Here is a 24,295-nt window from a genome sequence, read left to right as displayed (position 1 = left end):
TCCCCCCCCCCTCCCCCCCCCCCCCCTTCCCCCCCGCAAGCCGCCCCCCCCCCCCCCCCCCCCCCCCCCCCCCCCCCCCCCCCCCCCCCCGCTGTTGCTCCTTGCTATTTCCAGCGTTCGGTCATGTCCAGCGCGGCCCGGTCGATCTCCTCGCCCAGCTGGTGCAGGTGCTGCTTCTCGAGGTCGGCGAGGCTCGCCGTGAGGCGGTCGGCCCGGTCGGCGCCCGGCAGGCGCACGAGCCAGTTGCGGGCGATCACCGCCTGCCGGTACTGGTTGAGCAGGTGCTCCAGATCCGCGACGGGCGTGACGATGTCCTCGGCGGCCTGCCCGAGCGCGGGCACCGCGGCTTCGGCGAGGAAGTGCGCCTCCCGGGCCGCGACGCGCGTCTCGTCCCGCGCGAGCGCGAGGTCGGTGGCGTAGCTGAGCTTCCCGTACGTGTCGAGCAGGTGGTTCTTCGCCTGCGAGAGGACGCCCATGAGCGAGGACGCCGGCTTGTCGCCGTCCTTGGTCATCCGGGCGTGCTCGGTGAACAGGCGCACCTGGCTGAGCAGGACCGCGACCCACGTCTGCGAGGCGACGCCCTCCGCCTGCATATAGGAGGACCGCATCTCGTTCTCAAGGGCCGCATACCATTTCGGGTACTCCGGGGCCACGAGGCCGAGCTGGTCGAAGCGGTCCGAGAAGTGGACGCGGAGCCGCTCCAGGTCCTCGGTGTGCTTGAGCGCCGTAAGGAGATGGTCGAGCTCCTGGCTGCGCGGCGGCGTCTGCGTGAACAGGTGCGCGTAGCCGCGGATGACGGTGCGCAGCCGGTGGATCGTGACCCGGACGGTCCCGGCGGAGCCGGGCGCCTGCCGCTCGAAGGCCGCTATGGCGCGGTTGAGCGCGTCGACGTGGTCGGAGATATAGGTCTGGACGACGACGCCGGCCCGTGTGGACGCTGTCATGGTGTGAGGCCCGGCTTGCGCCGGCGCTGCGGATGCTGACATGGCTCCTCCCCCCGGAAGACCTGCTGGCTCAAGTATTCCAGGAGGCCTCCGGGGGGAGGAGTCGAAGCGGCGATATTTCGACGATCGTTCAGGTTCCGGCCTGGCAGGCGTCACCTTCGCGAATCACCGCCTTGTCACGCGGGCATGCAGTCCATCGCGGGCATCGTCGTCAGGTTGCCCGTGACGTTGAAGCCGAAGCTCGCCGTCTGTCCCGACGCGATGGTCGCGTTCCACCCGGCCGGACCGGCCATCTGCATGTCGCCCATCGTGGTGATCGTCGTGTTCCACGAATCCCTGACGGCCACCCCCGAACCCGCGGCCCACAGCCAGTGGACCATCCAGTTCCCGAGTGTCGAAGTGCCCGTGTTCTTCACGGTGACGTTCACCGTCGCTCCGCCCGACCACGAGTAGACCTCCGCCGTCGCGGTGCAGGTCCCCGTCGGGTTCCCGGTCGGCGTCGAAGTCGGGGTCGACGTCGGCGTCGAGGTGGGCGTGGAGGTCGGGGTCCCGGTGGGCGGGTTGACGACGCCGCCGTCGTTGCCCGGCAGCTCCGCGCCGGGGCGGATGCCGGTGATCTCGCCGTTGCCGCCGTCGAACTCGATGTCGGAGCACGCGTAGAAGTTCTCGTTCGAGTCCGAGCGCACCCAGTGCGTGAAGACGATGTGGTAGCCGTCCTTCTGCGGGAGCGTCATGTTCGCGTAGTAGTAGTGCTCCTCGGTCCCGGCCCCGCCGGTCGCCGGCGGGTTCGAGATCGTCTGGAACTTCTCCAGGTCGTCCCACGCGAGCGGCTGGCTCGGGTCCCACCCGTCCTTGGTGATGTACAGGTCGAAGCGGCCGGGGTGGTGCGCCCAGTTGTTGTAGCGCCACTCGACCGTCGCGCCCGCGGTCACGTGCGTGCGCGGCCAGTTGCCCGGGTCGTTGAACGCCGTGAAGTCGTACGGGCCCTTGCCGCCGCCGTTGCAGATCTGGCCGTCGGGGATGTACCCGACGGTCTGGCCCGCGCCGTTGGAGTCGAGGTTCCCGAACCAGTTGTAGAACGGCGTCGCGCCGCCCTGGTCGAACGCGGCCTGGCAGGCCTCGTTGTACGGGTCGAGCGAGCCGTTCGCATTGAGGGCGTCGAAATAGCAGAAGTACTGGCGCGAGCCGGGGAAGACCGTCGCGCCGTGGGCCTCGGCCTCGTCCCTGCTGAACAGCCCCGTGATGGCCAGGGCCGCTACGGCGGCCAGGACCATCGACATGACGGCGGCGATGCGGCGGCGTCTGCCGCCCAGCGCCGCCGTGGCGGTGGTGGACATGGAATGACTCCTCTGTAGGACATGGAGCGCTCCCAACCTGGCCCTTGAGGAGCCAGCGCGATCTCGTGGACTGCTGCTGACAAAATCGTGATATTCGAGTGTATCTATATCTATTGGCGGAACGCAACGGGTTCGGGCGGCCCGGCCGCGAACGGTCGATTCCAGGAATCCGCGGATACACTCGGCTTCATGGACACCGGAGACACCGCACCCGCATTCACCCTCGACGACGAGACCGGAACGGCCCGCAGCCTCGACGAACTCCTCGAGTCCGGCCCGGTCGTGCTCTTCTTCTACCCGCAGGCGATGACGGCCGGCTGCACCGCCGAGGCCTGCCACTTCCGCGACCTCGCCGCCGACTTCCAGGCCGTCGGCGCTACCCCCGTCGGCATCTCGAACGACACCGTCGACCGCCAGGCGGCCTTCGCCGCGAAGCACTCCTTCGGGTACCCGCTGCTGTCCGACCCCGACGGGAAGATCGCCGAGGCCTTCGGCGCGCGCCGCAAGCTCGGCATGCTCGGGGCCAAGCGCAAGACCTTCGTCATCGGCGCCGACCGGAAGGTCCTGGGGGCGTTCAAGAGCGAGGTCAACATGAACGCGCACGCCGACAAGGCCCTGGAGCTGCTGAAGGCCGGATAGCGCTGGCCTGTAGAAGCAGCGAGGCGGCCCTTGGGCCGCCTCGTCGCTAGATCTTGGTCGCGAGTTCCCGGAACGCCTTGCCCCGGTGGGAGATCGCGTTCTTCTCTTCGGCCGTGAGCTCGGCGCTGGTGCGGTCGAACCCTTCGGGGGTGAACAGCGGGTCGTAGCCGAACCCGTTGGCGCCCTTCGGTTCGCGTCCGACGGTGCCGTGCATCTCGCCGTGGACGACGAGTTCGCGGCCGTCGGGCCAGACGATCGCGGCGGCACACACGAACTTCGCGCCGCGCCATTCGCTGGCGACGTCGGCGAGCTGGTCGAGCAGCAGCTCGTTGTTCGCGGCGTCGTCCTTGGTGCTGCCGGCCCAGCGGGCCGAGAGCACTCCGGGCATCCCGTTCAGGGCGTCGACGGCGAGGCCGGAGTCGTCGGCGATCGTCGCGAGCCCGGTGTGCTTCACGCCGTCGCGGGCCTTCAGCAGGGCGTTCCCGGCGAACGTCAGCTCGGTCTCGGGGGTCTCCGGGTAGTCGGCGACCGCGTCGAGGCCGACGAGTTCGATGTCGGGCGCGGCGTCGGCGAGGATCTGCCGCAGCTCGTCGATCTTCCCGGCGTTGCGGGTGGCGAGGAGGACCCTCACGGGGCGAGGAGGGTCCGGGCCTGGAGGCCGGCGAGTTCCTTGCAGCCCTTGAGGGCCAGGTCGAGCAGCTGGTCGAGCTCGGCGCGGTTGAACACCGCCTCCTCGCCGGTGCCCTGGACCTCGACGAAGTCGCCTTCGCCGGTGCAGACCACGTTCATGTCGACCGACGCGGCCACGTCCTCCTCGTAGGGGAGGTCCAGGACCGGGACGCCGTTGACGACGCCGACGCTGATAGCGGCGACCGAGGTGGTCAGGATCTTGTCGGGCTTGCGCGCGATCTTCTGCTCCTTGAGCCAGTCCACGGCGTCGTGCAGCGCGACGTAGGCGCCGGTGATCGAGGCCGTGCGGGTGCCGCCGTCGGCCTGCAGCACATCGCAGTCGAGGGTGATCGTGTTCTCGCCGAGGGCTTTGAAGTCGATGCAGGCGCGCAGGGACCGGCCGATGAGGCGCGAGATCTCGTGCGTGCGGCCGCCGATCTTGCCGCGGATCGACTCCCGGTCGCTGCGCGAGTGTGTGGAGCGCGGGAGCATCGAGTACTCGGCGGTCACCCAGCCCTCGCCGGACCCGCGCCGCCAGCGCGGCACGCCCGGCGTCACCGTCGCGGTGCAGAGCACCCGGGTGCGGCCGAATTCAACGAGCACCGAACCCTCGGGGTGGTCGGTCCAGGATCGGGTGAACTTCACGGGGCGCAGCTCGTCGGCGGCGCGCTTGTCAGGTCGAGTCATCCCCACCAGACTACGGGACCCCCGATGCGTGTGAAACACTAGTTGCTGCCCTGTACCAGACCACCTCGCGCGAGTGGCGGAACTGGCAGACGCGCAGGATTTAGGTTCCTGTGTCTACGGACGTGGGGGTTCAAGTCCCCCCTCGCGCACCGGCCATAGAGAAAGGCCCCCGGTTTTCTGCCGGGGGCCTTTTCTCGGTTAGCGGAGGTCGTAGCGGTCGAGGTTCATGACTTTGGTCCAGGCTCGGTTGAAGTCGCGGATGAAGTGGGATTCGGCGTCGTCGGCGGCGTAGGCCTCGGCGACGGCGCGGAGTTCTGAGTTGGAGCCGAAGACGAGGTCGACGCGGGAGCCCGTCCATCTGGCGGCGCCGGTGGCGCGGTCGCGGGCCTGGTAGGTCTGCGAGTCGTCGGAGGCCGGCGTCCATTCGATGTCGGGTGAGAGCAGGTTGCGGTAGTAGTCGTTGGTGAGTGCGCCGGGCCGGTCGGTGAGGACGCCGACGGGGGAGTCCTCGTGGTTGGCGCCGAGGACGCGGAGGCCCCCGACGAGGACGGTCATCTCCGGGACGGTGAGGCCCAGGAGGTTCGCGCGGTCGACGAGCAGGTATTCGGCGGGGAGCGGGTGCTCTTTGCCGAGGTAGTTGCGGAAGCCGTCGGCGGCCGGTTCGAGCGGCGCGAACGATTCGGTGTCGGTCTGGTCCTGCGAGGCGTCGACGCGGCCGGGCGTGAACGGGACCTCGATGTGGTGCCCGGCGGTTTCGGCGGCGCGTTCGATCGCGGCCGACCCGGCCAGGACGACGAGGTCGGCGAGGGAGACGCGTTTGCCGCCGGAGCGGGCGTTGAACGCCTCCTGGACGCCTTCGAGGGCGCGGAGCACGGCCGCGAGGGACTCGGGTTCGTTGACTTCCCAGTCCTTCTGCGGTTCGAGGCGGATGCGGCCGCCGTTGGCGCCGCCGCGTTTGTCGCTGCCGCGGTACGAGGAGGCCGCGGCCCAGGCGGCGGCGATGAGCTGGCGGCCGGTCGGGCCCGATTCGAGGACGCGGTCCTTGAGGTCGGCGATGTCGGATTCATCTACGGGCTCGTAGTCGGCGGCCGGGAGCGGGTCCTGCCAGATGAGCGCCTCGGACGGGACCTCCGGGCCCTTATAGCGGACGACCGGGCCCATGTCGCGGTGCGTGAGTTTGAACCAGGCGCGCGCGAACTTGTCCGCGAGCTCGTCGGGGTTCGCGAGGAACCGCCGCGCGATCGCCTCGTACACCGGGTCGAACCGCAGCGAGAGGTCCGTGGTGAGCATCGTCGGCGCGTGGCGTTTGGACGGGTCGTGCGCGTCGGGGACGGTGCCCTCGCCCGCGCCGCCCTTGGGCCGCCACTGGTGCGCCCCGGCCGGGCTGTCGAACACCTCCCACTCGTAGCCGAAGAGGATCTCCAGGAAGCTGTTGTCCCACTGGATGGGGGTGTTCGTCCAGATCCCCTCGAGGCCGCTGGTGATCGCGTCGTTCCCCGCGCCGGTGCCGTGCGCGTTCGCCCAGCCCAGGCCCTGCGCTTCGAGCGGCGCGGCCTCCGGTTCGCGGCCCAGGTTCGACTCGGGGGCGGCGCCGTGGGTTTTGCCGAACGTGTGGCCGCCGACGATGAGCGCGACGGTCTCCTCGTCGTTCATCGCCATCCGCTTGAACGTCGTGCGGATGTCGTGCGCGGCCTCCACCGGGTCGGGGTTCCCGTTGGGGCCCTGCGGGTTCACGTAGATGAGCCCCATCTGGACCGCCGCGAACGTGTCCTCCAGCTGCCGGCCCGCGCCGTACCGCTGGTCGTCGAGCCAGTCGGTCTCGGGACCCCAGTAGACGTCCTCGTCGGACTCCCACGCGTCCTCGCGGCCGCCGCCGAACCCGAACGTGCGCAGGCCCATCGACTCCAGGGCGACGTTCCCGGTGAGGACCATCAGGTCCGCCCAGGAGAGCTTGCGGCCGTACTTCTGCTTGACCGGCCACAGCAGTCGCCGGGCCTTGTCGAGGCTGACGTTGTCCGGCCAGGAGCTGAGCGGCGCGAACCGCTGCTGGCCCGAGCCGGCCCCGCCGCGCCCGTCGCTGATGCGGTACGTCCCGGCGCTGTGCCAGGCCATGCGGATGAACAGCGGGCCGTAGTGCCCGAAGTCCGCCGGCCACCAGTCCTTCGAGTCGGTCATGACCGCCTCGATGTCGCGCTTGACCGCCGGGAGGTCGAGGGACTCGAACGCCGCCGCGTAGTCGAACCCCGCGCCGAAGGGGCTGCCGGAGGCCGGGTCCTTGGCGAGCAGCTTGAGGTTGAGCCGGTCCGGCCACCAGCCCCGGTTGCCGCCCCCCTGGACGGGGAGCAGCGCGCGGTCGTGCCGCACCGGACAGCCGCCGCTGTCGTTCTCTTGCTTGGCAGACATGGGAATCCTTCCGCATGGTCGCTTCAGGGAGCCCGGGTTCCGTGTTGAGGACGCCCCCCAACAGTGCTTACCACCACGGCCGCCGTTTATGCCTGAAATCGCCGCAGCGCCGCGACCCGTTCCGCGGCGCGACGCGAGCAACCCGATCGGGGGCAAACCGGACATCGATCGTTGTCGGGGCGTCCGCTCCGGTTCACCCGCGGTTCGCCTCCGCGACGTCTGCAACATGGACCGTGATGCCATGACTGCTGACACCGGTGCCGCCGACATCGCCAGGATCGCCGCCCTCGCCCTCGCCGTGCAGCGGTCGGCGCTGCTGCCCCAGGAGGAGCAGGCCGCCCTCCTCGACCGGTACCGCCGCCTGCGCGAGCACGTGCTGCGCACCGGCACCGCCGAGACCGTCCAGCGGCTCCTGGAGATCGACGAGGCCGCCGGGCCCCGCCGCCCGCGGGCCCGCGCGACCGGGACTCTTACCGTTCTTTGAGCTGACTCCCAGCGACGCTGCGGGCCGCCCGGGTACGAATACGTGGCACGCCAGTCAGAAGGAGTCCAGGTGAGCGAAGCGCCCGAGCACAAAGACCGCGTCCTCGTCGTCGACGACGAGGAGAACATCGGCGCGCTCCTGTCCGCCACCCTCCGCCTCACCGGCTTCGAGGTCGAGGTCGCCCGCGACGCCGCCGAAGCGCTCCGCGCCGACGCCCGCTTCGAACCCGACCTCGTCATCCTCGACGTCATGCTCCCCGACATGGACGGCTTCGAAGTCGCCAAGCGGCTCAGGGCCGGACGGGACCTGCCCGTCCTCTTCCTCACCGCCCGCGACGCCGTCCGCGACCGCGTCACCGGCCTCACCGTCGGCGGCGACGACTACGTGACCAAACCCTTCGACCTCGAGGAAGTGGTGCTGCGGGTGCAGGCGATCCTGCGCCGCGCCAAGACCCCCGCCCCGCCCGAGGACCGCGTCCTGCGCTACGCCGACCTCGAACTCGACGAGACCGTCCACGAGGTCCGCCGCGCCGGGCAGACCGTCGAGCTCTCGCCCACCGAGTTCAAACTCCTGCGCTACCTCATGCTCAACGCCGGGAAAGTCGTCAGCAAGTCCCAGATCCTCGACCGCGTCTGGAACTACGACTTCGGCGGCAACGGCCGCATCGTCGAGTCCTACGTCTACTACCTCCGCAAGAAGATCGACCACGTCGAGCCCGCGCTCATCCAGACCGTCCGCGGCTTCGGGTACGCGCTCCGAGAACCCAGGTCGCCGAAGTGAGGCTCGTGCCGTGAAACCACCCAGGCGCTGGCGGCACTGGACCGTCCGTTCCAGAATGGCGTTCACGATCGTGACGCTGTGCGCGCTCGCGCTCGCTGCCGCCGTCCTGGCCGCGACGGTCCTCCTGCAGAACGTCCTCACCGACCGGATCGACTCGCAGCTGGAGTCCGCCACCAAGATGGTGCGCGAAGAGCCGCCGGTGAACCCCGACGAGGAGTTCAAACCGCTCGGGCCGCAGCCGGGCTTCCCCGACACGCCGCGCGTCTACACGTACGACACCGACGGGAACCTCGTGCACGCCTTCGGCGACGAGGACTCCGCCGAGCTCTTGGGCCTCGGCGACCTCGCCGCGAGCACCGGCGAGCCCTACACCGTCGAGGACGCCGACGGGAACACGTGGCGGGTGCTCGTCGAACCGGCCGAGGACACCGGCGGGTACATCGTGTACGCCCTGTCCTCGGAGTACGTCGGCGCCGCCACCGAGTCGCTGCTGCTCATCGGCGGCGGCGTCACCCTCGCGATCCTCCTGCTGCTCGCCGTGTCCGCGTTCTGGGTCGCGCGCCTCGGACTGCGCCCGCTCGACAAGATGCAGGCCACCGCCGACGCGATCGCCGAAGGCCGCCTCGACGCGCGCGTCACCGACACCGACCCGCACACCGAGACCGGGCGGCTCGGCTCGGCCCTCAACACCATGCTCGCCCGCATCCAGGCGGCACTGGACGCGAGCGCCGCTTCCGAAGCGCGCCTGCGGCAGTTCCTCGCCGACGCCTCGCACGAACTGCGCACGCCGCTGACCTCGATCAAAGGGTTCGCACAGCTGTACCGGCGCGGCGGCGTCCCGCCCGGGCCCGTCATGGACGAGACCATCGGCCGCATCGAAGCCGAGTCGAAACGCATGGGCCTCCTGCTCGACGACCTCATGCTCCTCGCCGCTTTGGACCGGCAGCGGCCGCTCAGCCGCGGGCCCGTCGACCTCCTCGGCGTCGCCGCCGACGTCGTCGGGGACGCCCACCTCCGCGAACCGGGGCGGTTCATCGCCCTCGAATCACTGCACGGCACCGACGAAGACCTCCTCGACGCCGTGGACATCACCGGTGACGAGCCGCGGCTGCGTCAAGTGCTCACGAACCTCGTGGCGAACGCACTGCGGCACACCCCGCCCGACGCGCGCATCACCGTGCGCCTCGGCTGGAGCTCCAGCGCCGGGCCGCGGTGCCTCGCGCAGGTCGGGGAGACCCCGGCGCTGCCCGCCGCGGTCGTCGAAGTCGCCGACACCGGCCCCGGGGTCGCGCCCGAGCACGCCGAAGGCGTCTTCGAGCGGCTGTACCGGGTCGACCAGGGCCGCGCCCGCGGCGCCGAAGGCGGCTCGGGGCTGGGACTGTCGATCGTCGCGGCCATCGTGGCCGGGCACGGCGGCTGCGTGCGCCTGAGCGAGACGCCCGGCGGCGGGGCGACGTTCCGGGTGGTCCTGCCGAGATCCTGACCCGGGACGCCAGTCGACGGGGCCCTAGTCGACAGTGCCTTAGTCGACGGTGCCCTAGTCGACCGCGAGGCCGAGCTGCTTCTTCAGGCGCGCGACGTGGCCGGTGGCCTTCACGTTGTACTGCGCGAGCTCGACATCGCCCTGCTCGTCGACGACGAACGTGGAGCGGATGACGCCGAGGACCGTGCGGCCGTAGTTCTTCTTCTCGCCCCACGCGCCGTACTCCTCGAGCACCTTGTGCTCGGGGTCGGACAGGAGCGGGAAGGTCAGGCCGTCGCGCTCGACGAACTTGGCCAGGGCCTCCGGCTCGTCGGGGGAGATCCCCAGGACCGCGTAGCCCGCGGTCTGGAGGCCGGTGAGGCTGTCGCGGAAGTCGCAGGCCTCCTTGGTGCATCCGGGCGTCATGGCCTTCGGATAGGCGAACAGGATCACCTTGCGGCCCTGGAGGCTCGACAGGGTCACCGTGTCGCCGGTGTCGGTGGTCAGCGTGAAATCAGGTGCCGTCTCACCAGTCTGAAGTCGTACGTTCACAGGTCGCAACCCTACCGGTCGTCCCTGACAATCCCCTGGGAGCACGCTTGAGGGTCGCTGTCCGCAGGGTTGGCTACCCGACACTTCCCGGTCCCGCTTGACGGCAGCGAAGACGCTATTGCAAAATAATTGCAATAGCCTGACAGCGGGCTGTTGATTCCGCGCGTGGGCGCCTTGCATCCGGCAAGGCGACCGCCACACCCGCCCCCGGCCCGCCCCAGGCCCCCACAACCAGTCGAAAGGCGGCACCTGCCCGTGTCAGACCTGGCGCTGCACATCCCCGTCGACGTCGTCGACGGACCGACCTCCCTCGCGTTCGCCCTCCTCGCCGCCATCGCCGTCGGTGCCTGCATCCTCATGGCCCGCAAGCACCTCGACGAACGCCTCGTGCCGCTCGCCGGGCTCGCCACCGCGTTCATCTTCGCCGCGCAGATGCTCAACTTCCCCGTCGCCGCAGGCGTCTCGGGGCACCTCCTCGGCGGTGCCCTCGCCGCCGCGCTCCTCGGCCCCTGGCTCGGCGCGCTCTGCGTCACCGTCGTCATCACCATCCAGGCCCTCCTGTTCGCCGACGGCGCCGTCACCGCCCTGGGGCTCAACGTCGTCAACATGGCACTCATCGCCGCGTTCACCGGCTACGGCGTGATCGTCCTGGCGCTCAAGGTCCTCCCGCGCACCCGCTGGGGCCTCGGCGCCGCGGTCTTCGCCGCCGCCGTCGTCAGCGTCGCCGCCGCCTCCGCCGGGTTCCTCCTCCAGTTCTGGCTCGGCGGCGAGGAAGTCGGCCAGTCCTTCGGGGCCATGGCCGCCGCGATCCTCGGCACCCACGTCCTCATCGGCATCGGCGAGGGTGTCATCACCGCCGGAGCCGTCACCGCGGTCGCCGTCGCCCGCCCCGACCTGGTGTACGCCCTGCGCGGCACCCGCCTCGCCCGGACCGCGAAGGAGTCGGTGTGAAGAACAAGCGCTTCTGGACCGCCAGCATTGTCGTGACGCTCATCCTCGCCGGGTTCGTGTCCCTTTTTGCCTCTGCTGCTCCTGACGGGCTCGAATCGGTGCTCCTCACCGGCTGCGAGACCGCGGACGGAGAGATCACGGGCGGCGCTTGCGTCCTCCAGGCCGCGGGCGACCACGAGATCGGCGGCGTCTTCGCCGACTACGGGATGTCCTTCCTCGACAACGAGATCCTCGGCGCCTCCCTCGCCGGGATTCTCGGCGTCGTGCTCACGCTGGGGATCGCGACCGGGTTCTTCTGGCTCCTCTCGCGCGGCAAGACCGCTCGCAGGAACGACGTCGAAGCGTGAGCCCGGTCGACGGGCTCTACCGGCCGGGGGACTCACCGGTCCACCGGCTGCGGCCGCAGGTGAAGATCGTCGCGCTCGTCGCCTTCACCTGCGCCGTCGCGGCCACCCCGCGAGAAGCCCTGTGGGCCTTCGGGACCTACGCGCTGCTCCTCGCGGGCCTGTTCGCGCTCGCCCGCGTCCCCCTCACCTGGGTGCTCTCGCGCAGCCTCGTCGAATCGCCGTTCCTGGTGCTGGCCTTGGCGTTCCCGTTCATGGTCGAAGGACCGGCGGTCCACCTGGGATTCCTCACGGTCTCCGAGACGGGACTGTGGGCCGGATGGAACCTCCTCGCGAAAGCGACCCTCGGCGTGTGGGCCGCACTGCTGCTCTCGGCCACCACGCCCGTCGCCGGAGTCCTCGCCGGGCTCTCCCGGCTGCGCTGCCCCGAGATCCTCCTCCAGATCACCGCGTTCGCGATCCGCTACGCGCACTTGACCGTCGCCGAGGTAACGCAGATGCGCCTGGCCCGGCTCGCCCGCTGCGACGACCCGCGCTTCCTGTGGCAGGCCAACGCGCTCGCCCGCAGCCTCGGCGTCGTCTTCATCCGCTCCTTCGAACGCGGCGAACGCGTCTGGCAGGCCATGGCCGCCCGCGGCTACACCGGGCGGCTCCCGCTCGACGTCGGCCCCGCGCCCGCCAGCGTCCTCCAGTGGTCCGCCGCGCTGCTGGCGCCCGCGCTGGCGGCGGGGATCGCGACCTGGACGGCGGTGTTCGCCTGATGTCGGAGAGCGCAGCCGCGTTGACGATCAAGGGCCTGGAGCACGTCTACCCGGACGGGCACCGCGCCCTCGACGGTGTCGACCTCGAAGTGCGCGAAGGGGAACGCGTCGCGATCCTCGGGCCCAACGGGGCCGGGAAGACCACGCTCATGCTCCACCTCGCCGGGCTCCTCACCGCGACCGCGGGGGAAGTGTCGGTGGGGGATGCGAAGGTAGAGAAGAAGACGCTCGCCGAGATCCGCCGCCGTGTCGGCATCGTCTTCCAGAGCCCCGACGACCAGCTGTTCATGCCCACGGTCGCCGACGACGTCGGGTTCGGCCCCGCGAACCTCGGCCTGCGCGGGCCCGAGCTCGCCGCGCGCGTCGAAGCGGCCCTTGCGGACGTGGGGCTCAGCGACCTCGCCGACCGGCCGCCGCACCACCTCTCGGTCGGCCAGCAGCGCCGTGCCGCCCTCGCGGGGGTGCTCGCGATGCGCCCGGACATCGTGGTGTGCGACGAGCCGAGCGCGAACCTCGACCCGGCCGCGCGCCGCGACCTTGCGACGATCCTGCAGGCGACCGCGCCGACTCTGCTGCTCGTCACGCATGACCTGCCGTACGCGCTGCAGCTGTGCGAGCGGGCCGTGATCCTCGACGCGGGCCGCGTCGCCGCCGACGGCCCCACCGCCGACCTGCTCGCCGACACTGCACTCCTGCACCGGCACCGGCTCGAACTGCCCTTCGGCTTCTCCCTGGAGACGGCGCTGGCGGCGATGCGGGCGTAGACCCCGCCCTGCGGTTCCTTGCCCCCGTTCGGAACCGCAGGGCGGCCTTCCCCGGGCACACTTCCCCGTCAACGCCGAAGGGGCGCGGCCGCCTTCGCGGTCGCGCCCCTTGAAAGTTTCTCGCTAGCCCGCGTCGATCGCGGACTGCACCGACTCGGCGAACGCCGAGTTCTCGACCACTTCGCCGTTGACCTTCGCGGTCGGCGTCGCGGTGATGCCCTGGTCCGCGGTCGCGCTGGTGTTGCCCTCGGCGACCCAGCCGCGGTACGTGTCGTCCTCTGCGCAGGACTCCCAGTCGGAGTCGAGGCCCATGTCGGTGCCGATCGCGATCAGCTCTTCTTCAGTGAGGCCGTTGGTGTTCTCGGCGGGCTGGTTCCCGAACAGCGCCAGCGTGTAGTCGAGGAACTGCTGCTCGCCGACGTCGGCCGCGCACACCGCCGCGTTCGCGGCCCGGCTGGAGTACTCGGTGCCGTTGCTGAGCCGGTCGAGGATCGTGATCGGGTGGTAGTTCACCGTCACCGAGCCGTCGTCGATCCACCCTTGGATCTGCGTCGCGTACGCCTGCTCGAACTGGTTGCACGCCGGGCACATGTAGTCGATGAAGAGGTCGACCTCGACCGGGCCGTCGCCGACCTGGACCCCGTACGTGTCCGTGGTCCGCGCCGAAGGCTCGGTGACCCCGTACTCGGGTTCGCTGTTCAGCCAGATGCCCCATACGAGGAGCCCTCCGATGAGCAGCACGGCGGCGCCGATCGCCACCCCGAACACGATCTTCCGGCGCCGCGCCTCCGCGGCCTGCTGCTTGCGCAGCGCCTCGGCGGCCTGGCGGCGGTCGGTATTCCGGTTCGACTTCCCCATGTGCCCTGCTCAGCCTTTCTCCGGTCCAACACTCGATTCACGAAGCGGATTCGAGTACGCTCAGCGGCGATGCGATCCCGATCCAACGACCGTCGCCCCGCCGCACCAGCGACCCGCTTCGCCTGGTCGTCGCTCGCAGCGGCCTCCGCCAGCGTGCTGTTCGGCGCGCTCTGGGCCTCGGGGGCCTGGGCGCACGCCACGGCCACCAAGACCGAGCCCGCCTCCGGGACGCTCCTGGACGCGCCACCGAGCGAAGTCGTCGTCGAGTTCAACGAACCAGTCACCCCCGTAGACGCGGCCACCGGCGTGGTGGCTCCCGATGGTGACCGAGCCGACACCGGAGTGACGCAGAACGACGAGCAGACCGTTCTCCACATCGCCGTCGACGCGGATCAGGAAGGCACCTATCTCGTCGGGTACCGGGTCGTCTCCCACGACGGCCACCCCGTCTCCGGCACGTTCACGTACTCCGTCGGGGTGGAATCCGAGGCGCCGAGCGCCACCGCGCTGACCGCCGGGACCGACCCGTTCGTGCAGGCACTGCTGTACGGCAACCGCTGGTTCGGGTACGCCGGGCTCGCGCTGGCCCTCGGCGCCGGGGTCTTCCTCGCCCTCGGGGCGCGCCCGCGCGAGGTCACCGCGAAGATGGTCGCCACCGGGCTCGCGGTCGTCGCCATGACCGCGGTGCTCGGGCTGCCGCTCCAGGCCGCCTACGAGACCGGGACGACCGTCACCGACCTCGACGCGGTCGGGCTGCAGTCGGTGATGGAGTCGAACATCGGCCTGGCCGGGCTGCTGCGGCTCCTGCTCGTGCTGCTCGCTTTGCCGCTCATGCGCACGGTCGTTACGAGCGAAGAGGAACCGAAGCCGCTGCTCGTCGCCGGGCTCGCCGGGGTCGGGCTCGCACTCGCCGCGACGTGGCCGCTCGCGGGCCACCCCATGGCGACCGAGCCGGTGGTCGTCGCGTTCATCGCCGACATGGTGCACCTGGCCGCCTCGATGGCGTGGGCGGGCGGCGTGCTCACACTGCTGATCCTGGCGTTCCGGGGGGACACCGAGCTGCCCGAGAAGACCAGCGAGACCTGGCTCGCCCTGGTGCCCTGGCTGTGCGCGAACGTGCTCGTCGCCGGGCTCGCCTCGGCGCTGCTCCACATCGACTCGATCGAGGCGCTCACGGAGACGACCTACGGCCGCTTGGTGATCTTGAAGGCCGCGCTGTTCGTGGTCATCGTGATCGCGGGCCTGTTCACGCGGCGCGCGCTGCTGCGCGGCAGCTCGGGTCGGCGGCGGCTGCGGGTCGCGGCCGGGGTCGAGACGCTGTTCCTCGCCGTCGTCATGGCGGCCGTGGCGGTGCTCGTGCAGGCCGTGCCGGCGAAGACCGCGCTGCTGGAGACCGAGACCGCTGAGTCCGAGTCGACTGAGACGGCCACGCTCGTCACCACCGACGTGTACTCCGCGCAGCTCGTCCTGGAACCGGGCCGCCCCGGCCCCAACAGCGTGCGCATCCTCGCCGACGACCTCGAAGGCGCGCCGTTCCCCGTCACGGAGTGGACCGCGACCTACGGGCTCGAAGGCGAAGCGGCCGAAGAGATGCGCCTCATCGAGCTGCGCACCGGCATCCTCGCGGGCGAGGTGAGCCTGCCCGACGAGGGCCGCTGGGTCTTCACGTTCACCCTCACCGACGCCGAAGGGAACTCCGCGACCGCCGAAGCCGCGGTCGATGTCTCCTAGCTACCAGGCGCCGAACGCGGCCTCGGTGTTCGCCCACAGGCGCTCGCACCACGCTTCGAGGTCGCGGTCGAGGTGCTCGGCGAGGAAGCGAACCGTGTAGTTCGTCAGCGCCGGGTGGTTCCGGTGCCCGCGCACGGGGATCGGGGCCATGAACGGCGCGTCGGTCTCCACGAGCACCAGCTCGGGCGGGGCAACGGACGCGGCGTCGCGCAGGTTCTGGGCGTTCTTGAACGTCACGTTCCCCGCGAAGCTCATGTAGAACCCGCGCCGCGCGCACTCCTTCGCGAACGCGAAATCGCCCGAGAAGCAGTGCAGCACAACCCGGTCCGGCGCGCCGTCGGCGTCCAGGATCGACAGGACGTCCTCGTGGGCGTCCCGGTCGTGGATCACAAGTGCCTTGCTCCGCGCCTTCGCGATCTCGATGTGCGCGCGGAACGAGCGCTGCTGGGCGGCCCGGCCCGTCTCGTCCGTGCGGAAGTAGTCGAGGCCGGTCTCCCCTAGGGCCGCAACGCGAGGCAGCGCCGCGACCGCGTCGATCTCGGCGAGCGCGGCGTCGAGGTCGGCCTGGCGCGGCGCGTCGTTCGGGTGCAGCGCGGCGGCGGCGAGCACGCGCGGGTCCGATGCGGCGAGGGCCGCGGCCCAGCGGGACGACTCGATGTCGGTGCCGACCTGCACGACCCGCGCGACCCCGGCGGCCTCGGCCTCGTCCAGGCGGGCCCGCACGCCGGGCGCGTCCGGCGCGGGCACCGGGACCTCCTCCTCAGTGCCGAAGACGTCGACGAGGTCGAGGTGGGTGTGGCTGTCGGCGACGGGATGCGGCAGCGGCTCGGGCAGCGGCGCGGGTTCGGATCGGTACACGCTACAACGATGCCACGTCCGCGACGGCAAACCTTGTTACCTGTAACGTCGCCGACGAAATGCCGCCCCCGTAACATCTTCTTCATTTTCCGGACATCCACGCCTGACACGACGCGCTTACGTTGGCGGACAGTCGAACAACCGGTTGTGGACAACCCACTACCGTCCGGCGACAGCACCTCTCAACGACACCGCCGTCGCACCACGCCGTCGCATCCGCGCCAGACGAATCGAGACGCACATGACCCGCGACCTCGCGTCCCGCCGCAACCGCGCCGCAGCGCTCCAGCAACGCCGCCCCGCCGTCCCGGCCGAACCGATCCAGAACCAGACCCTCGTCACCGTCGAATGGCGCGGCGAGAAGTACCCCGGCCTCCCCTTCGCCGACGGCGCCGCCTGGGAGCTGTTCTCCGCCCTCCCGCGCCCGGACTTCCTCCCCAACCCCCGCCCCGGCAGCGACTACCCGTACCGCCACTTCGCCCACGCCGGTGAAGTCCTGCGCGACGGCGTCCCGGTCGCCGTCGCCGACGACCGCTCCCTCACCGTGCCCCTCGCGCCCGGCCTCGACCTCGAGTACGTGCGCCGCCTCACCCAGACCCCGCACCTCGACCCGGCCGCGCGCGTCCTCCTCGACCGCGTCCGCCGCTCCGCCGCCGTCGCCCCCGGCGAGGTCATGGAGCGGCCCGTCACCGCCGCGATGATCGCCCGCCTCATGGAGACCGCCGCCGTCCCCGGCGGGTTCTGCTACCGCCGCTGGGACATCGCGCACCTGCGCACCCCCGCCGCCCGCTCCGTCCTCGGCGGCGAGACCGAACCGAGCGAGCCGTGGGTGTTCGCCCTGCGCTGGTCCGCCGCCGACCAGTGGGACTACCAGGCGCCCGTCTCGCCCGAGTACGAAGGCCTGACGGCGATGCCGTCCTCCGACCGGCGCGGCATGCCCGTCCTCGGCACCGGCTTCGCGATCTCGACCGCGCACCTGCTGCCCGAGCACGTCACCGCCGACCTCACCGACCTGCCGCTCCCCGAGGGCGCGCGGCTCCTGGCCTACACCGAGCAGGGCGCCGAGCTCGACCTGTTCGCGTACTCCGGCCAGCAGTGGTCGCCGCTCACCCTCGAACGGCGCGTTGACATCCCCGGCGTCGAGCAGGGCCGCGTCCACCAGGTGCGCCGCGTCCTGCGCGAAGCGAACCACGTGGTGTGGAAGGGCGTCCCCGGGTCCCTCGTGGACGCCGACGACGACTGGGCGCGGTTCCGCCTCTCCCGCCCCAGCCCGGACGTCCTGTCCCGCACCGGCGCCGAGGCCGTGCGCCGCGGCGTCTACGAGAAGTGGGTCGAGCGCAGCGAAGTCGCCCCCGCGATCTAAGGCAACGGAAAAGGGCCCGGCGTTCGCCGGGCCCTTCCGTTCGCGCTTAAGCGTTCAGGCGCTCGATCTCCTCGTCCACGATGGACGGTTCGAGCTTCGTGAAGACCGGGACCGGCTTCTCCAGGGCGGTACCCGGGACGAGCGGCACCGACTCCCACTTGGGGACGTTCGAGTAGTCGCCCGTGAGGATCGGGTACGGGCCGTCGGTCGCGCCGCCCTCGTCGAGCTCTTCGACCTCCTCGATGTACGGCATCGGCGAGAACACGCCCTCGCCGCCGAGCAGCTCGTGGACCTTCTGCGAGGAGTGCGGCAGGAACGGGCTCATCACCGTCTTCAGGTCCGAGACCGCCTGCAGCACCGTGTAGAGGACCGTGCCCTGGCGCTTCGGGTCCTCCTTCATCTTCCACGGCGCGGTGTCCGCGAGGTACTTGTTCGCCGCCGCGACGGCCTTCATGGCCTCGCCGATCCCGGCCCGGACCTTGTTCTGCCCGATCAAGTCCCCGACGGTGTCGAACGCCGCCTTCGTCGCCGCCAGCAGCTCCCGGTCGACCTCCTCGAGCTCGCCCGGCTCGGGGATCGCACCGAAGTTCTTCGCGGCCATCGCGATCGAGCGGTTCACCAGGTTGCCCCAGCCCGCCACCAGCTCGTCGTTGTTGCGGCGCAGGAACTCCGCCCACGTGAAGTCCGAGTCCTGGTTCTCCGGGCCCGCCGCGCAGATGTAGTAGCGCAGCGCGTCGGGGGAGTACCGCTCCAGGAAGTCCCGCACGTAGATCACCACGCGCCGCGACGACGAGAACTGCTTGCCCTCCATCGTCAGGAACTCCGAGGAGACCACCTCGGTCGGCAGGTTCAGCTTCCCGAGCGCGCCCGGCTCGCCGCCCTTCGCGCCCTCGCCGTTGGCGCCCAGCAGCATCGCGGGCCAGATCTCGGAGTGGAAGACGATGTTGTCCTTGCCCATGAAGTAGTAGGACACCGCCTCCGGGTCCTGCCACCACTGCTTCCACGCGTCCGGGTCGCCCGAGCGCCGCGCCCACTCGATCGTGGCGCTCAGGTAGCCGATCACCGCGTCGAACCAGACGTAGAGACGCTTGTCCGGGCGCTCGACCCAGCCTTCGAGCGGGATCGGCACGCCCCAGTCGAGGTCGCGCGAGATCGGGCGCGGGTGCATCTCGTCGAGCAGGTTCTTGGTGAACCGCAGGACGTTCGTACGCCAGCCCGTGCGCGTGTCCAGCCACGCGTTCAGCGCGTCCGCGAACGCCGGGAGGTCCAGGAAGAAGTGGTCCTCCTCCACGAACTTCGGGGTCTCGCCGTTGATCCGCGACTTCGGGTCGATCAGGTCGATCGGGTCGAGCTGGCGGCCGCAGTTGTCGCACTGGTCGCCGCGCGCCGAGTCGAACCCGCAGTGCGGGCACGTGCCCTCGATGTACCGGTCCGGCAGCGTCCGGCCCGTCGACGGGCTGATCGCCCCGAGCGTCTTCTCCTGCAGGATGTACCCGTTCCCGTACAGGGTCTTGAACAGCTCCTGCACGGTCTCGTAGTGGTTCCCGGTCGTCGTGCGCGTGAACAGGTCGTACGAGAGGCCCAGCGCGTCCAGGTCCTCCACGATGATCCGGTTGTACTTCGCGGCGGCCTCGGCGGCCGTCAGGCCCTCCGAGTCGGCCTGCACCAGGATCGGCGTGCCGTGCTCGTCGGTCCCCGAGACCATGAGCACGTCGTGACCGCGCATGCGCATGTAGCGGGCGAAGACGTCGGCGGGGACCCCGAATCCTGCTACATGGCCGATGTGGCGCGGACCATTGGCGTAAGGCCAGGCCAGCGCGGTCAATACATGAGTCATGCGCCCCATGTTATCGGTCCAGATATCAGGACCGGCCGCTGTCCGCTCGTCTGGACGCCGCCCACCCGACACGGCGGTCCCTGCCCGATTGCGCCCCCGTTCGCGGATTCGGTGATGCAATAGCCCTTATGTCTGGAACTCCCGCGTCCCCCGAGACCCCGGAAGCGAACCCGCCCGTCCCCGAGCTGCCCGCCGCGTACGGGACGGTGGAGCACGCCTGGGACCCGACCGCCGAACCCGCCCCGCGGCCGGTCTCCCAGCGCGGCCCCCTCGGCTCCCAGGCCGACGGCATGGCCGCCATCCGCGCCGTCTGGGAACGCGCCGGCGAATCGGAGAAGAAGTACGCGAAACCGGGGAAGCCGCAGCGCCGCCGCGAACCCAAGGCGTTCGCGCCCGCGCTCCTGGGCATCCTCGTATGCGCGTGCCTGCTCATGTTCTTCGCCTGGACCGCCGCCCCCGCCCTGTGGATCTCGGTGGGCCACTACGAGTACGGCACCGTGCAGGTCACCTCCTGCCAGGACGGGTTCGCGCCGTCGTGCACCGGCCGCTTCCAGGGCAACGGCTGGGCCAAGGACCTCCACCTCACCGGCGAGGTCGCCGTCGCCGACGTCGGCGCCGAGCTCCCCGCCCGCACCACCGGCCCCGATGCCCACAGCGCGTACGTCGGCGGCAACGCCGGGCTGCTGCTGCGCTGGGCCCCCTCGCTCGTCCTGTTCATGGCGTCCGCGTTCGCGCTCGTCGCCGTCTCCGGCGCGCCGCGGCTCTACGAAGGACGCTCGGGCGCGATCGGCCTGTGCTGGGGCGCGGCCGGGGCCGTCCTCGCCGCCGCCCTCGCCTTCGCCTGGTGACTGTGCTGGTGCAACCGGCAAGAACGCACCGCGCGTCCGTCGTCCCCGGTACCAGTCCGGGCACCCTGTGGGCGGGCGGCGCGCGAACCCCGGGGGCGCTGTAATCACGCCCACCCGGGCCGGAAGGCCCCTCAGTGCGATCGGTGCGGCGTCGTAGAGTGAAGCAGCCCCCGGAACTCCGCCTGACTCGGCGCTACGCCGCGCCCATTTGAATTGACCGTGACCTACCCCGGCTTCGGGGCTCTTCGGGAGACAGCGTGAGTGCATCTTCGAAACCGGTGGCGCAGACCTGGTTCGGACCCATCACCGCCGTGCAGCGGCGCGCCATGTTCGCGCTCGTGCCGGTGGCGATCGCCTTCGGTCTCGTCGTCGGCCTGGCCTTCCTGCCCCTGACGAGCGCCTTCGGCGGCCTCGCCAAGGTCGGCTCGGAGACGGTGCTCGACCTCCCCGACGAGCTGGTCCTCCCGCCCGCGCCCGAGTCCTCGACCCTGTACGCCTCCGACGGGACCACGGTCATCGCCACCTTCGGCGACCAGTACCGCGTGCAGCTCGACTACGACCAGATCCCCGAGTCCGTGATCAACGCGCTCGTCGCCACCGAGGACTCGAACTTCTTCGAGCACAACGGGGTCGACCCCGAGGGCGTCATGCGCGCGCTCGTCACCAACATCGCCGACGGCGGCACCTCCGAGGGCGCCTCGACGATCACCATGCAGTACGTGCGGCAGGTCCTCTCCTACACCGCGACCACGCCCGACGAGGTCGCCGCCGCCAGCGAGGTCACCATCGACCGCAAGGTCCAGGAGATGGGGTACGCGCTGGCGCTCGAAGAGGAGATGACCAAGCAGGAGATCCTCACCAACTACCTCAACACCGTGTACTTCGGCAACGGCGCGTACGGGATCGGCGCGGCCGCGCAGGTCTACTACGGGAAGGTCCCCGCCGACCTCACCGTCGCCGAGTCGGCCATGATCGTCGGGCTCATCCAGTCGCCCTCGGTGTACGACCCGATCAACGGCTCGTCCGAGGCCGCCCAGGTCCGCCGCGACCACGTGATCAACCGGATGGTCGACGTCGGGTTCCTCGCGGCCGCCGACGGCGAGGCCGCCCGCGCCGAGGGCCTGAACCTGAACCCGCAGGAGGCGAACAACACCTCCGGCGGCGCGATCGACTCCGACTACGGCTTCTTCGTCGACTACTTCGAGCAGTGGTGGAACCAGCAGGAGGACTTCGGCGACTCCGAGGAGGTCCGCAAGGCCCGCCTCTACCGCGGCGGCTACGAGATCGTCTCGACCCTCGACGTCCAGCTGCAGGACGCGGCGCAGGACGCCATCGAGGAGCAGAAGGAGACCGGCTCGGAGTACGCGCTCGGGTCGGTCGTGGTCGAGCCGGGGACCGGCGGCATCCAGGTGATGGCCGTGAACCGCAACTACTCCAACGACACCTCCGACAACGGCGACAACACCTCGAACCCCGAGTACAAGGGCTCCTACCCGAACACCACGAACCCGCTGCTGAGCGGGAACTCGGCCGTCGCCGGGTACCAGGCGGGCTCGTCGTTCAAGATGTTCACGATGCTCGCGGCGCTCGAAGAGGGCCTGCCGCTGGACACCACGATCTACTCGCCGTACCAGTACACGTCGGAGTACGTGGTGGGCGACGGCGCGGCCTCGTGCGGGAACTACTGGTGCCCGAAGAACGCGTCGGCGTCGGAGGTCGGGCCCTACAACATGTGGACCGGGTTCGGCGAGTCGGTGAACACGTACTTCGTGCAGCTGGCCGAGCGGATCGGCGTCGAGAAGGCCATCGCGATGGCCGAGCGGCTCGGCATCAAGTTCCGCGCCCAGGAGGACCTGAACTTCGTGCAGAACAGCCCGGAGACGTTCGGCCCGTTCGTCCTCGGCGTCACGCAGACCACGCCGCTGGACATGGCCGCCGCGTACGCGACGCTCCCGGCCGACGGCGTGTACTGCCCGCCGATCCCGGCCGCGAGCGCGACCACGCTGACCGGCGCGACCATCCCGTTCGAGTCCGCGTGCGACCAGGCCATCAGCGTCGAGGTCGCCCGTGCCGCGGTCGACGCCGCCCGTTGCCCGACCGAGTACGGTGCGGCCGCAGGCAACTGCACGTGGGGCACCGCCCCGCAGGTCGGCGCCGCGGTCGACGGCCCGGTCGCGGGCAAGACCGGCACCACCGACTCGAACTCCACCAACTGGTTCGTGGGCTTCACCCCGAACGCGGCCGCCGCGGCGTTCATCGCCGACCCCGACAGCCCGCAGAACGTCGTCGGCAAGGGCAACCTCGGCAAGCCCGCGAACGCGGTCGCCGACATCCTCGCCGCCCAGTGGGAACTCAACGGCGAAGGCGACTTCACGCCGCCCACCGAACTCGTGCACTGAGCACTAGGGCCTGACCGCGACTCGCCACGGCGTGCGTTCAGGCCCTAGACTCACCCCGGTGAGCGCCACCGCAGTCCGGCCCGAGCAGCCGCCCGCCGATTGGCGGCCGACCCCGCTCCCCGGCCCCCTCCCCGCCGTCCGGGCCCGCCTCGCGAGCACGCTTCCGGACGACCGCCAGCGCGGCCTCTGGGTGACCCTCGTGGTCACCGGGATCGCCGCCGCGCTGCGCCTGATCGGCCTGAACCACCCGAAGGGCCTCATCTTCGACGAGGTCTACTACGCGCAGGACGCGCACTCGATGCTGACCTACGGCGTCGAGTGGGACCCGGGCTCGAACGGGTCCGCGTACGTCGCGCACCCGCCGTTCGGCAAGTGGCTCATCGGCGCCGGGGAATGGGCGTTCGGGTACGACGAGGTCGGCTGGCGCATCGCCGCCGCGTTCGCCGGGATCATCGGCGTCGCGATCCTCATCCGGCTCATGCGCCGCCTCACCGGCTCGACCCTCCTCGGCGGCACCGCGGGCCTCCTGCTCGCCGTCGAAGGCAGCCACCTCGTGCTCTCGCGCACGTCCCTGCTCGACATCTTCATCGCGACGCTCCTGCTCGGCGCCATGTACTGCCTCGTGCGCGACCGCGACTGGCGCCGCGCTAAATGGCTCGCCGCCCTCGAAGACGGCCTCGACGTGCAGCGCCGCCGCCCGCGCCTGGGCGTGCCGTGGTGGCGGATCACGTGCGCGGTGCTCCTCGGCCTCTCGATGGCCGTCAAGTGGAGCGCCCTCTGGTACATCATCGTCGTCATCGTCCTGTACATCGTGTGGGACTGGCGGCTGCGCGCCGACGTGGGCGCCCGCAAGCCCTTCCGCGACACGCTCATCTACGAGTTCGGGCAGAACCTGTGGTTCGGGCTCCTCGCGATCGGCGTGTACACGCTCTCGTGGACCGGCTGGTTCCTCAACGACACCGGCTCGTACCGGCACTGGCTCGCCGACCAGGGCAAGGCCGAGCCCCCCGTCCTCGGCGCGCTGCGGAACTGGATCGAGTACCACTTCAGCGTCCTGGACTTCCACGAAGGCCTCTCCTCCGAGCACGCCTACCAGTCGTGGCCGTGGCAGTGGCTGTTCGACCTGCGGCCCGTCGTCTTCTACTGGAGCTCCGACGTCGACTGCGGCACCAGCGACTGCGCGGGCGAAGTGCTCCTGCTCGGCACGCCGCTGCTGTGGTGGACCTTCGTGCCCGCCACCCTCGCGCTCCTGGTGTGGGCCCTGCACAAGCGCGACTGGCGCGCCTGGTTCCTCCTCGCCGGGCTCGGCACCGGCATCGTCCCGTGGTTCTTCTACCCCGAACGGACGATGTTCTTCTTCTACGCCGCCCCCGCCGTCCCGTTCTTCATCGGCGCGGTCACCTGGTGCCTCGGCCTCATCGTCGGCCGCACCGACCGCCGCCGAAGAGAGCTGCTGCTCCCGGCCCTCGGCTCACCGGAGCGGCGCCTCACCGGCGCGCTCATCGCCGGGGCCTTCACGGCCGTCGTCGTGCTCTGCTTCGCCTACTTCTGGCCGATCTACACCGGCGAGGCCATCCCCCGCGACGAATGGCACGCCCGCATGTGGCTCGACTCCTGGATCTGA

The 24,295-nt window shown here is 70.7% G+C and carries 22 protein-coding genes and 1 tRNA gene; 14 read left to right on the top strand and 9 right to left on the bottom strand.

Annotated features, from left to right (window positions below; genetic code table 11):
• Positions 1-104: 104 nt before the first annotated feature.
• Positions 105-944 carry a CHAD domain-containing protein gene (locus tag ACZ60M_RS14505; RefSeq protein ID WP_465418196.1) on the bottom strand — a complete coding sequence of 280 codons (840 nt, stop codon included), beginning with the start codon at positions 942-944 and terminating at the stop codon, positions 105-107.
• Positions 945-1,120: 176 nt separating this feature from the next.
• Positions 1,121-2,281 carry a lytic polysaccharide monooxygenase auxiliary activity family 9 protein gene (locus ACZ60M_RS14500; RefSeq protein WP_465418194.1) on the bottom strand — a complete coding sequence of 387 codons (1,161 nt, stop codon included), beginning with the start codon at positions 2,279-2,281 and terminating at the stop codon, positions 1,121-1,123.
• A 189-nt stretch (positions 2,282-2,470) separates the two neighbouring features.
• Between ACZ60M_RS14500 and ACZ60M_RS14495 the strand changes: the two genes are divergently transcribed.
• On the top strand, positions 2,471-2,920 hold the full coding sequence (locus ACZ60M_RS14495) for a peroxiredoxin (RefSeq protein WP_465418192.1): 450 nt from the start codon (positions 2,471-2,473) through the stop codon (positions 2,918-2,920).
• Positions 2,921-2,966: 46 nt separating this feature from the next.
• On the opposite strand, the gene rdgB is transcribed toward ACZ60M_RS14495, so the two are convergent.
• The gene (gene rdgB, locus ACZ60M_RS14490; protein ID WP_465418190.1) at positions 2,967-3,551 is read right to left on the bottom strand and encodes an RdgB/HAM1 family non-canonical purine NTP pyrophosphatase; all 585 of its coding nucleotides are present in this window, start codon (positions 3,549-3,551) and stop codon (positions 2,967-2,969) included.
• Positions 3,548-4,276, bottom strand: a complete 729-nt coding sequence (gene rph, locus ACZ60M_RS14485) for a ribonuclease PH (RefSeq protein ID WP_465418188.1) — start codon at positions 4,274-4,276, stop codon at positions 3,548-3,550. Before rph ends, rdgB begins: the two co-directional genes overlap by 4 nt.
• A 67-nt stretch (positions 4,277-4,343) precedes the next feature.
• On the opposite strand from rph, the gene ACZ60M_RS14480 reads away from it, so the two are divergent.
• A tRNA-Leu gene (locus ACZ60M_RS14480) sits at positions 4,344-4,425 on the top strand.
• Between the two features lie 49 nt (positions 4,426-4,474).
• Here ACZ60M_RS14480 and katG read toward each other — a convergent pair.
• Positions 4,475-6,679, bottom strand: coding sequence for a catalase/peroxidase HPI (gene katG / locus ACZ60M_RS14475; protein WP_465418186.1), 2,205 nt, complete (start codon positions 6,677-6,679; stop codon positions 4,475-4,477).
• Positions 6,680-6,920: 241 nt separating this feature from the next.
• Between katG and ACZ60M_RS14470 the strand changes: the two genes are divergently transcribed.
• The 3 genes from ACZ60M_RS14470 (at position 6,921) to ACZ60M_RS14460 (ending at position 9,426) form a co-directional block, all read left to right on the top strand.
• Positions 6,921-7,163 carry a hypothetical protein gene (locus ACZ60M_RS14470; protein WP_465418185.1) on the top strand — a complete coding sequence of 81 codons (243 nt, stop codon included), beginning with the start codon at positions 6,921-6,923 and terminating at the stop codon, positions 7,161-7,163.
• Positions 7,164-7,232: 69 nt separating this feature from the next.
• On the top strand, positions 7,233-7,943 hold the full coding sequence (locus ACZ60M_RS14465; protein WP_465418183.1) for a response regulator transcription factor: 711 nt from the start codon (positions 7,233-7,235) through the stop codon (positions 7,941-7,943).
• A 10-nt stretch (positions 7,944-7,953) separates the two neighbouring features.
• Positions 7,954-9,426, top strand: a complete 1,473-nt coding sequence (locus ACZ60M_RS14460; protein WP_465418181.1) for a sensor histidine kinase — start codon at positions 7,954-7,956, stop codon at positions 9,424-9,426.
• A gap of 54 nt (positions 9,427-9,480) precedes the next feature.
• On the opposite strand, the gene bcp is transcribed toward ACZ60M_RS14460, so the two are convergent.
• Positions 9,481-9,957 (bottom strand): thioredoxin-dependent thiol peroxidase, encoded by a 477-nt coding sequence (bcp, locus tag ACZ60M_RS14455; protein WP_465418179.1) that lies wholly within the window; start codon positions 9,955-9,957, stop codon positions 9,481-9,483.
• 255 nt (positions 9,958-10,212) lie between these two features.
• On the opposite strand from bcp, the gene ACZ60M_RS14450 reads away from it, so the two are divergent.
• Genes ACZ60M_RS14450 through ACZ60M_RS14435 form a run of 4 tightly spaced genes read left to right on the top strand, consistent with a single transcriptional unit; the run spans position 10,213 to position 12,777 of the window.
• Positions 10,213-10,908, top strand: coding sequence for an energy-coupling factor ABC transporter permease (locus ACZ60M_RS14450; protein WP_465418177.1), 696 nt, complete (start codon positions 10,213-10,215; stop codon positions 10,906-10,908).
• On the top strand, positions 10,905-11,255 hold the full coding sequence (locus tag ACZ60M_RS14445) for a PDGLE domain-containing protein (protein WP_465418175.1): 351 nt from the start codon (positions 10,905-10,907) through the stop codon (positions 11,253-11,255). The genes ACZ60M_RS14450 and ACZ60M_RS14445 overlap by 4 nt, the downstream gene beginning before the upstream one ends.
• Entirely contained in the window at positions 11,252-12,013 is a 762-nt protein-coding gene (gene cbiQ / locus ACZ60M_RS14440; RefSeq protein ID WP_465418173.1) for a cobalt ECF transporter T component CbiQ, read from the top strand. Before ACZ60M_RS14445 ends, cbiQ begins: the two co-directional genes overlap by 4 nt.
• Positions 12,013-12,777, top strand: coding sequence for an energy-coupling factor ABC transporter ATP-binding protein (locus tag ACZ60M_RS14435; RefSeq protein ID WP_465418171.1), 765 nt, complete (start codon positions 12,013-12,015; stop codon positions 12,775-12,777). The genes cbiQ and ACZ60M_RS14435 overlap by 1 nt, the downstream gene beginning before the upstream one ends.
• A 123-nt stretch (positions 12,778-12,900) precedes the next feature.
• Here ACZ60M_RS14435 and ACZ60M_RS14430 read toward each other — a convergent pair whose 3' ends face one another.
• Positions 12,901-13,635, bottom strand: a complete 735-nt coding sequence (locus ACZ60M_RS14430) for a DsbA family protein (protein WP_465418169.1) — start codon at positions 13,633-13,635, stop codon at positions 12,901-12,903.
• Positions 13,636-13,704: 69 nt separating this feature from the next.
• Between ACZ60M_RS14430 and ACZ60M_RS14425 the strand changes: the two genes are divergently transcribed.
• Entirely contained in the window at positions 13,705-15,366 is a 1,662-nt protein-coding gene (locus ACZ60M_RS14425; RefSeq protein ID WP_465418167.1) for a copper resistance CopC/CopD family protein, read from the top strand.
• Here the strand turns inward: ACZ60M_RS14425 and ACZ60M_RS14420 are convergent, their stop codons facing one another.
• Positions 15,367-16,224: a TatD family hydrolase gene (locus ACZ60M_RS14420; RefSeq protein ID WP_465418166.1), complete on the bottom strand. Its 858-nt coding sequence runs from the start codon at positions 16,222-16,224 to the stop codon at positions 15,367-15,369.
• Positions 16,225-16,465: 241 nt separating this feature from the next.
• Between ACZ60M_RS14420 and ACZ60M_RS14415 the strand changes: the two genes are divergently transcribed.
• Positions 16,466-17,587, top strand: coding sequence for a hypothetical protein (locus ACZ60M_RS14415; RefSeq protein ID WP_465418164.1), 1,122 nt, complete (start codon positions 16,466-16,468; stop codon positions 17,585-17,587).
• A 46-nt stretch (positions 17,588-17,633) separates the two neighbouring features.
• Here ACZ60M_RS14415 and metG read toward each other — a convergent pair whose 3' ends face one another.
• Complete coding sequence (gene metG, locus ACZ60M_RS14410) at positions 17,634-19,424, bottom strand: methionine--tRNA ligase (RefSeq protein ID WP_465418163.1); 1,791 nt, start codon at positions 19,422-19,424, stop codon at positions 17,634-17,636.
• A gap of 128 nt (positions 19,425-19,552) precedes the next feature.
• On the opposite strand from metG, the gene ACZ60M_RS14405 reads away from it, so the two are divergent.
• From ACZ60M_RS14405 to ACZ60M_RS14395, 3 genes are all read left to right on the top strand, one after another.
• Positions 19,553-20,272 carry a hypothetical protein gene (locus ACZ60M_RS14405; protein WP_465418161.1) on the top strand — a complete coding sequence of 240 codons (720 nt, stop codon included), beginning with the start codon at positions 19,553-19,555 and terminating at the stop codon, positions 20,270-20,272.
• Between the two features lie 257 nt (positions 20,273-20,529).
• Positions 20,530-22,671: a transglycosylase domain-containing protein gene (locus tag ACZ60M_RS14400; RefSeq protein WP_465418159.1), complete on the top strand. Its 2,142-nt coding sequence runs from the start codon at positions 20,530-20,532 to the stop codon at positions 22,669-22,671.
• Positions 22,672-22,729: 58 nt separating this feature from the next.
• Entirely contained in the window at positions 22,730-24,295 is a 1,566-nt protein-coding gene (locus ACZ60M_RS14395; RefSeq protein WP_465418157.1) for a dolichyl-phosphate-mannose--protein mannosyltransferase, read from the top strand.

This window comes from Glycomyces sp. NPDC050141, assembly GCF_055586545.1.
This window is presented reverse-complemented; position numbering and strand designations above follow the sequence as displayed.